Here is a 12,203-nt window from a genome sequence, read left to right on the forward strand (position 1 = left end):
TAATAGATGGATTAAATCTAAAATCAATAATCACTCTTCTCAAGAGAAGGAGAAAAAATGGCAAATAAAGTTTTAAAAGAACGTTATGTCATCGAGAAACAGCTAAGTAAAAATGCGGGACGACGCACAGTGCTGGCACAAGACTTACAAACCCAAGAGTTAGTAGCGATCAAGTTGCTAATTTTTAATGAAGATTTTGAATGGGATAACTTGAAGCTATTTGAACGAGAAGCGCAAACTTTACAACTACTTTCCCATCCAGCAATTCCCCGTTACCTGGATTACTTTGATGTGGATACATCCATAGGTAAAGGATTTGCCTTGGTACAAAGTTATATACCTGCTAAATCATTGGAGGAATGGTTAAAAAGTGGACGAACATTTAGCGAAGAAGAAGTTAAACAACTGGCTAAAGCACTCCTGGAAATTTTGCGATACCTCCACGGGCAACAGCCGCAAGTAATTCACCGAGATATCAAGCCTAGTAATATTTTATTGGAAAATAGATCTGGCAACAGTGTGGGTGAGGTTTATTTAGTTGATTTTGGTTCAGTAAATACACTAGCTGCCAAAAAAGGTAACACGATTACAGTTGTTGGCACTTACGGATATATGCCACCCGAACAATTTGGTGGACGGAATGTTCCCGCTTCCGATTTGTACAGTTTGGGTGCAACGCTAATTTATTTAGTAACAGGTAGGCATCCAGCAGATTTACCCCAGGATAATTTGTCAATTCAGTTTGAGTCAGCCGTAAATCTCAATCCAGATTTAATCGATTGGCTGAAGTGGATGACACAACCGAGTCTAAATCGTCGTCTCGCATCTGCTGAGGAGGCGCTGAAAGCTTTGGAAAATCCTCGTCAGAAAACAGGGATTTCTGCGGTTCGACAAAAACCGTTTGGGAGTAGGATTCAAGTAAATAAAAATGGGGATAATGTAGAGATTTTCATTCTACCCAAAATGTTGAGTTTTTGGAACGTATTCTGTGGTTTAATACTAATGTTCTCTATGTTCAGTTTTGCTTTATTGCCTGTGGCATCAATAATACGTGCGATTCACGGCAACCTTGAGTTAATTTTTCTATTCGTGATATTGTTATTGTTTTTATCACTCCCTTGCGGAATGATTGGTTTTTGGATATTATGGGAACTCCTCGCAACTTCTTTCAGATCCACTCGACTGAATCTCAACCAAAAACAGATTTCCTTGACTTACATGTGGCCTTGGTGGAAACGTCAGGAGACTCCTCTTCTAAAGAAGGATATCAGCCAATTGATTTATAAGGAAGGTTTGTGGATTCAAATCATTGCAGGACAACAGAAATATACACTATATTCATTAATTTCCTATTATTTCCACATCACAATCACCCATCCAGAAATTGAATGGCTAGCTCATGAACTCAGTGAATGGTCAGGTGTGCCGATTACTGTTGAAGATGAAAATTAAGCACTATAACAAATCAAGCTTCTCTCAACGTTGCTGTTGCTAATCCCGTACAATGGTTTATGGAAATTTATCAGTTAGAAGGAGAACCTGCTATCTATCAGATTGCTTCTTGATTGAAAGGAGGAGATTCGACAATTGATAAAATTCAGCAGTAGAGTATAATTTAACCCAAAAATGCTTTAAAGCATTATTATAAAGTAAAGAAACGATTTATAATATTATGCCTTACAGGAAATTCACACCTGCCAAAGCAAAGAAAGACTTTCAGTTAACAATTAAAGAGGGCGATCGCTTTTTGCCTCAAGTCGATTCAATTAGTCCTAGCCATCGATTAGCCAGCGAATTAGAAGACTTACCCTGGGCGATCGCAGTTGGTTCGGAAAAAGCTCGCTCTGAATCCATTATTTATCCCGTATTGCAAGAAGTACGACGCATTCTCAATCGTCAAATTAGTTTGTTTTCCGGTAATGAATTTAATGTCGATCCTGACAAAGAACTTAATGGACGGATTGATTTCCTCATTAGCCGTTCACCGGAACAACTGATTGTCGAAGCGCCAGTAATCGTAATTACTGAAGCGAAGAAAGCTGATATTAATGAAGGTTTGGGACAATGTTTCGCTGAAATGGTTGCCGCTCAAAAATTTAATCAAGCGATGCTAGAAAATCCCATGAAAACCGTTTATGGCTGTATCAGCAGTGGTACAGTATGGCGATTTCTCAAATTGGAGGAACAGACAATAACAGTGGATCTCACAGATTACCCCTTACCTCCTGTGGAGCAAATCTTAGGTTTTTTGGTTTGGATGGTACAGGAGGGGTGAGGGGTAAAATCAGTGAAAACGATTATTTTTCTGATTCGATGAAGTTAGCGCTCGCAAGCGACACTGGAATATTAATTGGCTCGGTATCCACAGCCGACAGCGCTGCAACAATCGGCTCGTTAACTTGTATTTAGCCATACTCCTCAGTTTCCTGAGATTTGCTTTGACCAAAAACCATTGCCACCAGCACAAGAGTTGAGAGCCTCTCAACCAAAGGGTGAGTGCGCTGAAAACTAATCCCAATATGAATCAGAGCGATCGCATTCTAATTCTGTCCCCTGTATTGTTATAATACATCCAAGCAGTAAAGACCAAATACCAGGATTTTAATTTGAAACCCCAAAGCGGGTTGTGATTCACCATGCCAAAATCTGACATTCATCCCCAGTGGTATCCAGAAGCCAAAGTCTATTGTAACGGGCAACTTGTCATGACCGTTGGTTCCACCAAGCCGGAACTCCATGTGGATGTTTGGTCCGGTAACCATCCCTTTTTCACCGGAACCCAGAAAATTATCGATACTGAAGGCCGAGTAGAACGCTTTATGCGGAAATACGGCATGATGGATAGTTCTAGTGGAGCCGCCACCGATTCTGAGTCCAAAGAGAAATAGCAAAAAAAGTGGGAGTGTGAAGGATGAAATATGAAGGTGAAATCTGGCATGGAATTGTTGATTTACAAGACATAATTTTCCTAAAGCCAGTAAACCTTCCTATTCTTCACCCCTGAAACTTCCTCCTCCCTTTCAAACTTTATACTTCACACTTCATACTTTCTCATCGCTATTTCAATGGAGCTTCACACGAGTCATGGCTGAAACTTATCTCCTCTCAAAACTGGAATCAGTAGAACAAACTTTTTATGAATTAACCCGACGTTTGGCAGATCCAGATGTCGCTAGAGATCCCAATGAGATGCAACGGGTAGCAAAAGCACGTTCCTCTTTGGAGGAAGTAGTTGAAACTTATGATACCTGGAAAATTGCTAAGGAAGACTTAGCGGGAGCAAGGCAAATTCTCAAAGAAGCAAGTAGCGATCCAGAGTTGCAAGAAATGGCAAGTCTGGAAGTTAACGAACTTCAAGAAAAGTTAGAATATTTGGAAATACGCCTCAAAATACTACTTCTACCTCGCGATCCTAACGATGATAAGAATATCATGTTGGAAATTCGCGCCGGAACAGGTGGAGATGAAGCTAGTATCTGGGCGGGAGACTTGGTACGGATGTATTCCCGCTATGCTGAAACTCAAAACTGGCGGGTGAAACTATTAAGTGAGTCTACAGCCGATATGGGTGGATTCAAAGAGGCGATCCTGGAAATTCAAGGAGAACAAGTTTACAGTAAACTCAAGTTTGAAGCAGGTGTTCATCGGGTGCAACGAGTCCCGGTAACTGAAGCAGGAGGACGAGTTCACACCTCAACAGCAACAATAGCAGTGATGCCGGAAGTTGACGATGTGGAAATTCACATCGATCCGAAGGAAATAGAAATGACAACCGCTCGTTCCGGTGGTGCAGGTGGACAAAATGTCAACAAAGTGGAAACAGCAGTAGATTTATTCCACAAGCCTACAGGAATTCGGGTATTTTGTACAGAAGAGCGATCGCAATTACAAAACCGCGAACGTGCCATGCAGATTCTCCGCGCCAAGTTATACGAGATCAAGCTAAGAGAGCAACAAGAAGCTGTCTCATCGATGCGTAAAAGTCAGGTAGGGACAGGTTCCCGTTCTGAAAAAATTCGCACTTATAATTATAAGGATAATCGCGTCACCGATCATCGTCTGGGTCAAAACTATTCCCTTAACCCATTATTAGAAGGAGAGTTGGAGTCTGTAATTCAATCTTGTATTAGCCAAGATCAGCAGGAGCGCTTACAGGAGTTAGCTGCTTCGACGGGAGAGTAAGACTTCAGGGGGCGCTTGTCGCCCCCTGAAATCCCCCAGGGCTGTTTCATTCTCCCATCAGAATGTCAAAAGTAAAAGCGATTATCAAAACAATAGCATTGAATCTTTTCCAAATTTTAGGTTTTTGATCAATTACAGAAGGACAACGATGGTTAGGAAATCAATGGTACAAGCTTTTTATTTTGCCAAAAGAGTTCCGATAGGATTTCCGGAATAGACTGGGTTATTTTCTGGGAAAATTAGAATGATAATTAAGCTCAAGCCCTGTAGTGTAAGCAATAGGGTGATTTTTAGTGATTATTTGTTAAAAGGTTTAATGGATACTAAGTTGTCTCTATTGAGCCAGAGAATAATAGCGATTATAGCAACTGCCAGGGCGGTTAAGTCATTGATCGGAGTCGAAATACACTGACAAAGTGACCAAAAATGCACTAAGCGCCTTGGCGACTGCTATAATTCCGATCATAAATAACAATTTATTGCCAAATATTGAGGTGTAATTAATGAGAATGAAACAGCCCTGGGGGCAGGGGTCAAACTTGCGCTAATATGTCTACTAAGCTGTGACGCATTTAATTTGTAAATTCCCACACCAAAAAACCCTTTCAACAAATTTAATATCCAATTTAGATGCGCCGCAGCTTATTACCTTCCTCAAATAAAAACTACAGTAGTCTATCTCAAAAACAAATATGACATCAGATCCCAAAATACAAAACACCGACAATCTCATTACCATTGCCCAGCAATTTACCTTAGAGGATAAAATTACACAAGTTAAACCCTTTGGTAGTGGAAATATTAATGACACCTTCCTCGTAATATTAGATTCGGCTAGGGAACGGCACTTTATCCTCCAAAAGATTAACACCCAAGTGTTTCCTAAACCCCAACTTGTCATGGAGAATATATCTACCGTGACTCAACATATTTCTAATCGCTTAAAACAGACACCTCTCAATCGTCGCTGGGAAGTACTGCGCGTACTGCCAACTAAAGAGAATCGCGACTATTATCAAGATAATGATGGTTCCTTTTGGCGGGGAATTAGTTTTATTGATAATTCCCAATCTTTTGACACAATTCGCGATATTGAACAAGCCAAAGAAATCGGCTATGGTTTGGGAACATTCCACAACCTTATCAGCGATTTGTCTCCAGAAAAACTTGCCGATACTTTGCCGGGATTCCACATTACACCACTTTACCTGGAACAGTACAATCAAGTGCTGGCAAAGACGAATCTACCCAAATCTGTTGAGGTAAATTATGGTTTAGATTTTGTTGGCGATGCCTCTGGCGGGCGAAGCCATCGCACTTCTTTATCACATATACTAGAAAATGCCAAAGCTGAAGGTAAATTACCCCTCCGCCTGATGCACGGAGATCCAAAAATTAACAATGTATTGTTCGACACGACTACTAATCAAGCTGTTAGTGTCATAGACTTAGATACAGTCAAACCAGGATTGATACATTACGATATTGGCGACTGTTTGCGCTCCGGTTGTAATCCTGTTGGCGAAGAAACTCAGGAGTGGGAAACGGTACTATTCGATCCTGATTTATGTCAGGGAATTCTCCAAGGATATCTCTCTATTGCCAAAGCATTTCTTACTGAAAATGACTATATCTATATATATGATGCCATTCGTCTGATTACTTTTGAGTTAGGATTGAGATTCTTTACTGACTATTTATCCGGGAATGTCTATTTCAAAGTAAAGTATCCAGAACATAATTTGGTGAGGGCACTTGTTCAGTTTAAACTAACTGAGAGTATTGAATCTCAAGAAGCGACTATTCGTAGTATTATTAATGATGCCCAGATACCATAATTATCCAAAAAATCATGGATCTAAAGAGAATTGAGTAAAATACTATGAAATTTATCCTACAACCTTTTTCTACTGCCCAACTTTTGCCTGATATTCAGATTATTGGCAATATTACTCGAAATGACAATAAGCTCAACCTCGACTATACACTTAAGGGCAACTTAGCAGAAGTTGATATTATCTCACCATCAGATACCCCGACTCGCAAAGACGACTTGTGGCAAGATACATGCTTCGAGTTTTTTCTAGGTATTAAAGATTCTTCTGGTTATTGGGAATTTAACCTTTCACCTTCCGGAGACTGGAATGTTTATCGCTTTACTGGATATCGTCAAGGGATCGTAGAAGAAACTGCTTTTACTGAATTTCCTTTTATTGTGGAGAGGAGATTGGATAGTTTAGTGGTATCTTTAAATGTAGATTTAGCTAAAATTGTTTTGCCAGAAGCAGGGGTAGAAGTAGCAATTACTACGGTGATTAAAGATAAAAATAGTGAGGTGAGTTACTGGGCGTTGACGCATCGAGGTGGGGTAGCTGATTTTCACTTGCGAGATAGTTTTGTGCTTGAGTTGTGATAGAATTAATATTAAGGAACTCATGGCATTTCTCGATGAGCGTGGCAAGCAAACAAAAACTGTTTCAGCAGCAGCAGCGCGGGCTAGATTGGGTTTAACTAGCGAGTAAGTTTCAGGCTTTGTATCTAACAATTCTATTAACACTAGATCTCTTGCAAATAACTTGCACTAGTTGCGATAACCCGACAGTGGTTAAAACCACTGTCTAACAGCTAAAGTCGTCTAAAGACGACTGTGGAATAATTTTAGTCCATTTCAATGGACTTAAGCTATTAGACAGAGAATTTATTCTCTGGCGGGATCGGAGGTTAATTGAGATTGGTGCAAGTTATTACCGAGCCACATATCCTCATCTTTCCAATAAATATATCGCTGAGTATTCATCGCTTAAAATATAGTAAATCCTTCAAACAATACCAGGCTTTAACCAACCAAATAACTCCCCAACCGTAAGTTTAAAATCCCCCATAAACCCTGGAGTTAGCATTACCAAATCTGCCTCTGACAAAAATATAGGTTGTTGCCCAACAGGAAATGCGATCGCAGATTTCTCCGCCGGATCGAGGAGCCAACCCATCTCACAACCACCATTAAGACAATGGAGGATATTATTTGTTACTTTAGTATAACTTTGATCTGGAGATAAAATTTTAATCGTCCAGTCTGGATGAGCCGCGAAAACATTAGCAATATCTCCCTCTTCATCCAAAGGAATACGATGCCAAGTAAAAATAGCAATATCTGGCACAATGGAACGCCCACCAAATGTACACCGCAATTCTGGCAGCGCTAAGGCAATCTGTGATGCTTCGACAATGTTATTGATTACCGTAACTAGCTTACCCTGTAATTTGCTATGTTTTCCTTGTGGCATGGGTTTCTGGATAATTTGACCGTTGATATATTCGCTAGCAGGTTTAGTTTCTGGTAATTCTAAAAACTCTGCTAGGGTGAATGGTTTAGTAAGAGCTTGTACCATAATTTGAAACTTTAAACTCAGATAATTTTATCAAACTTTTTCACTAAATCAACAGAATCAGGACTTACGCAAAGCCTCTATGCTGTAGGGTGCATTATGCGACAGCTAACGCACCATTACCTATATATGTAATTTAGCTGTAGGGTGCATTATGCGACAGCTAACGCACCATTACCTATATATGTAATGTAGTCTATTAAGTCCTGCTCACGCCAATCCAACCGACACCAAGGCACTGACGAGTTGAGAGACAAATTTTTATCAATAAACAATACACCTCAAATCAAAACCCGCCCCTAATTACTTTGTAATCAAATAGCAAAAGTACCACATATTATAGATGCGATCCTTCACAAGAGAAGTTACCCTAACACCCCCACCACTTCAGCCAACATGAAGTTTGGTAACCATGTCTGCAATAGAGATCTACCTATGTTGAGGTTAGATAAAGATTTATAAACCAAATATGAATAAAAGCTTAAAAAATTTAGTAGAATTATTTTATTCACCAGTAGGTATTTATTCTTACTCCCATGACAGCGGCTCAATTTCCCTGGCTCACCGCGATAATCCTCCTCCCACTCCTTGCCTCCTTACTCATCCCCGTCATACCCGATAAAGAGGGTAATCGCGTGCGATGGTACGCCCTGAGTGTGGGCATCGCCGACTTTCTATTGATGTTGTATGCCTTTTGGAAGCATTACGATGGCAGCAGCACGACTTTCCAAATGGTGGAAAAGTACACCTGGATGCCTCAGATAGGATTAAGCTGGGCTGTTTCAGTGGATGGAATTTCTGCCCCCTTAGTGCTTCTGGCAGGATTCGTCACCACACTCTCGATTTTTTCAGCTTGGCAAGTCGATCGCAAGCCTCGCCTATTCTACTTCTTAATGCTGGTCCTGTACTCGGCACAGATAGGAGTCTTCGTCGCTCAAGACATTCTCCTCTTATTTATTATGTGGGAAGTAGAACTAATTCCCGTCTATTTACTTGTCTCCATTTGGGGCGGGCAAAACCGTCAATACGCCGCAACAAAATTCTTAATCTATACCGCAGCAGCTTCTATATTTATTCTGGTAGCCGGATTAGGAATGGCACTCTACGGTGGTGGTAATATAACCTTCGATATGGTCGAACTCGGCTTGAAGGATTACCCCCTGACTCTAGAATTACTACTATATGCCGGATTACTCATTGCCTTTGGTGTCAAACTAGCTGTTTTCCCCCTCCATACCTGGTTACCCGATGCCCACGGCGAAGCATCTTCTCCCGTTTCGATGATTCTGGCTGGTGTACTTCTAAAAATGGGTGGATATGGATTAATTCGCCTCAATCTCGAACTTCTCACCGACGCGCATATTTACTTTGCACCGCTTCTAGCAATGCTGGGTGTTGTCAACATTATCTATGGTGGCTTTAACTCCTTTGCCCAAACCAACATGAAGCGTCGCCTCGCCTATTCCTCCGTTTCTCACATGGGATTCGTCTTATTGGGGATTGCCTCTTTTACCGACTTGGGCATCAATGGCGCGATGTTACAAATGATTTCCCACGGTTTGATTGCCTCAGTACTATTCTTCCTCGCTGGCGTAACCTACGATCGCACCCATACAATGGCAATGAAGGAAATGGGCAATATTGGCCAAGCCATGCCCAAAGTCTTTGCCTTATTTACCGCCGGAGCAATGGCATCCTTAGCACTTCCCGGTATGAGTGGCTTTATTAGCGAACTTTCTGTATTCGTTGGTGTGGCGACTAGCGATGTCTATAGCTCCACTTTCCGCACCGTTACCGTCTTTCTCGCCTCAGTTGGAGTCATCATCACTCCGATTTATCTACTCTCGATGCTGCGGCAGATATTTTACAACCCAGGCGCAGTACCAACATGCGATCTTACACCTACCTGCGATATTAACGATACAGAATTGAAGAATCAGGGAAATCAAGAAGCAGTTTGCTTCGGTACAAACTGTGTTTTACCAACCGAGGCAAAGTTTAATGATGCTAGCCCCCGTGAAGTATTTATTGCAGTCAGCTTCCTGGCACTAATTATTGGGATTGGCGTATATCCTAAACTGGCGACAAAATTATATGACGCAAAGACAGTAGCAGTGAATGCTCAAGTCCGTCAATCTTATATCGAAATCGCCCAAGGGAATCCTCAAATTTATGCTCAAGGTTTCTTGATGCCCCAAATTGTCAAGGCTGAAGTCGAGCCTATTTTGGGGATTGTGAAATAGTTTTTCAACCTCAATCGTGAATTTTGCGATCGCTCTGCCAAAAGAAGCGATCGTTTTTTTTTGTTACAGGGACATTGCGATTCTAAGTCTTTTTCACTGACAAGAAGGGTAAAAAGTTAATAAAGTAGCTAAGACACTACCGCTTTAGCTAGTTTTATAAATGTTCGGCTCAACCCAAAAAATAAATATCACTCCATCGCATTTTCCCACCAACTCAGCAAAGGGTGGTTCCTACGTGGAATATACCGCCCTTTGATTCTAATTGCACTCAAGGTAATTTTTAATTTAGCAGCATCAATATTTTTTTGCTCTGACCAATGCTTGACTATTTCTAAAGTGGATAGAATCTGTAACTGTGGAGCCTCTTTTTGAAAAAATGAGATCGCCTTCTTATCATCAGTCGCAATTCCCCAGTCTCGGTGAAATGCAATCGCAAAAGTTGCCGACTCACCATCATCCCGAAGTACAAAAGCCGTGTTAACAAAAGTTTCTTCCTCTGCTTCTGAGGCAAAATCTACTACTAAGAGTAAACCTGACTCAATTGCTTTCTCAAACTGAAGTATCCCCTCATTTTCCTCATCTTCAAGAGATTGAAGTGTTTTTATTTCTTGATCTTTTACAACTTCACTGACTACAACTTGAGCAGGAATAGCCTGCAAAATTGCTAGAAAATTACCCGAAGCGCAAAAGTTGAGAACGCAGCAAGCATCAAGCACAAGATGGGAGTGCCGAATATACATCGATAATTACCCCACATTATTATGCCTGACGTAGATCTAAATGAGTAGCTTCCTCGATCATTCCGCTTGAATGTTTACGCAATGCTTCTGCAATGCGACGCGCTTCTAAACTATCCACACCAAGAAAATTGGCAAAGCGTCCTTCAGTAATAAAACCCTGATCGAATGCTTCAATTGCTAGGTGTTGATAGTGAATAGGAGTCATATCAGTTCTTTGGGTAATATTTTCTAATCCCAGATCCTTTTGTACCTGTCTTACTTTCAATCCTCGATCTCGCAATCTATCCCAAGTTCCAGATGGTAAAAGTTCTATTTCCTCTAATCGGTAAACCAAACTTTCTACAGATACTCCGTAGTAATGAGCTAAAGTAAATAAATTGGTTGGAGTAAACTTTCCATGAGAACGGTGCATATCATTAAACTGCTTTAATAAACTACTAGTTGGCATCAGGAAATATTTAGGAAATGCTTCTGCTAGCCGTTCGCTTTCTGGGAGTCTTTGGTACTGTCCATCAAAGTCAACCACAGGCTTCCGTCGATGGGCAAGAAAGTGAAGATATCCATGAGCTAATGACCAACGGCGACGCTCTTCAGGATGGTTAGCATTAATTGCCATACATCCGCCAAGTGTTTCATTGTAACTGTATGCTTCGGAATACTTTGGCGGCATTGGTAGGTAAAAAACACGCAATCCCACACTCTGTTCTAAAACATCTCGTAGACGTGAAATGGGTGCGTCACCAAGTCCAAGTCGCTGACGTTCCGCGATCGCAATACTCTCCGCAGCAGCCTCTATAGGCATATTTGTTACATCATATTCTTGGGGGTAATTCCGAGGTAAAGGTGCTTCCATAATTTCTTCAAGTTCTAAGTAATTCCGGCATAATTCCTCCAATCGCAAAATAGTTGGATTAATTTGAGCTTCTTCCTCTTCATTCCGTCGATAAGCTGCTCGAAATTGAACCTCAAAAGGTTGTACAACAGGGCGTGGCGCAACGAAATCACTCACAGCGCATCCATAAGCACGAGCAAGTTTGATCAATTCATTTGCCTTAAGACGGCGTTCCCCTTTCTCAATAGCCACTATAGTTGTACGTGCGGCATCTATAATTTTGGCTGCATCAGCCTGAGTCATACCACACTTTTTCCGTGCCTGTTGCAGGAGTTCCCCCAACCTGCTCATATCAATATTTTCCAAGATATTGGTAGCCATTTTAGTTATCCTTACAGTTGAGCAAGTTGAACTGAAAGATCGCCTTTCTGTTTCAGATCTTCTTTTAGGGACTTTATTAAAGCCCTAGCACGCTCACTGGTACTGGCTTTTCCCTCACACAGCGACTTGTATGGTTTTTGGTAGCCCCACCTCAGCCTATTGTGGACAATATCCCCATCAGGCATGATTAAACCTCCAACGTTTGGAGTTTACTTCTATAAAGTAGCTCACCTTTCTAACATTGTCAACAATTAAGAAAGCTTAGGTAACATAAGTGTCAGGTTATAGACCAATGAGAAGATTAACCCGCCTTTGGGGATGAGGAAGAGGCGATCCGCTCAATACCTTTTTCCCTTGCAGGTGAGGTGCGAGGTTTGCGCCTATAGAACCCATTTGACATCTTGCCAGCAATACCTGGGGCTAACGTTGCCATCGC

General features: G+C 41.2%; 10 protein-coding genes. 7 read left to right on the forward strand and 3 right to left on the reverse strand.

The window, feature by feature from the left end; all coding sequences use genetic code 11:
- The first annotated feature begins 57 nt into the window (after positions 1-57).
- The 6 genes from NJ959_RS05140 to NJ959_RS05165 all read left to right on the forward strand — a co-directional run bounded on the left by NJ959_RS05140 (position 58) and on the right by NJ959_RS05165 (position 6,595).
- Positions 58-1,452, forward strand: coding sequence for a serine/threonine protein kinase (locus NJ959_RS05140; RefSeq protein WP_254010679.1), 1,395 nt, complete (start codon positions 58-60; stop codon positions 1,450-1,452).
- Between the two features lie 220 nt (positions 1,453-1,672).
- Complete coding sequence (locus NJ959_RS05145) at positions 1,673-2,275, forward strand: hypothetical protein (protein WP_254010680.1); 603 nt, start codon at positions 1,673-1,675, stop codon at positions 2,273-2,275.
- 361 nt (positions 2,276-2,636) lie between these two features.
- Positions 2,637-2,888 carry a 50S ribosomal protein L31 gene (rpmE, locus tag NJ959_RS05150; protein ID WP_254010681.1) on the forward strand — a complete coding sequence of 84 codons (252 nt, stop codon included), beginning with the start codon at positions 2,637-2,639 and terminating at the stop codon, positions 2,886-2,888.
- A 196-nt stretch (positions 2,889-3,084) separates the two neighbouring features.
- Positions 3,085-4,182: a peptide chain release factor 1 gene (prfA, locus tag NJ959_RS05155; protein ID WP_254010682.1), complete on the forward strand. Its 1,098-nt coding sequence runs from the start codon at positions 3,085-3,087 to the stop codon at positions 4,180-4,182.
- 692 nt (positions 4,183-4,874) lie between these two features.
- The gene (locus NJ959_RS05160; protein WP_254010683.1) at positions 4,875-6,020 is read left to right on the forward strand and encodes a phosphotransferase enzyme family protein; all 1,146 of its coding nucleotides are present in this window, start codon (positions 4,875-4,877) and stop codon (positions 6,018-6,020) included.
- A gap of 44 nt (positions 6,021-6,064) precedes the next feature.
- Complete coding sequence (locus tag NJ959_RS05165; protein WP_254010684.1) at positions 6,065-6,595, forward strand: DOMON-like domain-containing protein; 531 nt, start codon at positions 6,065-6,067, stop codon at positions 6,593-6,595.
- Between the two features lie 406 nt (positions 6,596-7,001).
- On the opposite strand, the gene NJ959_RS05170 is transcribed toward NJ959_RS05165, so the two are convergent.
- Positions 7,002-7,574, reverse strand: a complete 573-nt coding sequence (locus NJ959_RS05170) for a Uma2 family endonuclease (RefSeq protein WP_254010685.1) — start codon at positions 7,572-7,574, stop codon at positions 7,002-7,004.
- A gap of 533 nt (positions 7,575-8,107) precedes the next feature.
- Between NJ959_RS05170 and NJ959_RS05175 the strand changes: the two genes are divergently transcribed.
- Positions 8,108-9,814, forward strand: a complete 1,707-nt coding sequence (locus NJ959_RS05175; protein WP_254010686.1) for an NAD(P)H-quinone oxidoreductase subunit 4 — start codon at positions 8,108-8,110, stop codon at positions 9,812-9,814.
- A 188-nt stretch (positions 9,815-10,002) separates the two neighbouring features.
- Here NJ959_RS05175 and NJ959_RS05180 read toward each other — a convergent pair whose 3' ends face one another.
- Both NJ959_RS05180 and NJ959_RS05185 read right to left on the reverse strand, forming a co-directional pair.
- Complete coding sequence (locus NJ959_RS05180) at positions 10,003-10,554, reverse strand: hypothetical protein (RefSeq protein WP_254010687.1); 552 nt, start codon at positions 10,552-10,554, stop codon at positions 10,003-10,005.
- Positions 10,555-10,573: 19 nt separating this feature from the next.
- On the reverse strand, positions 10,574-11,767 hold the full coding sequence (locus NJ959_RS05185; protein WP_254010688.1) for an XRE family transcriptional regulator: 1,194 nt from the start codon (positions 11,765-11,767) through the stop codon (positions 10,574-10,576).
- Between the last annotated feature and the right edge of the window lie 436 nt (positions 11,768-12,203).

Origin of the sequence: Limnofasciculus baicalensis BBK-W-15 (genome assembly GCF_024178385.1) — a bacterium.
GTDB classification, from domain to species: Bacteria; Cyanobacteriota; Cyanobacteriia; order Cyanobacteriales; family Coleofasciculaceae; genus Limnofasciculus; species Limnofasciculus baicalensis.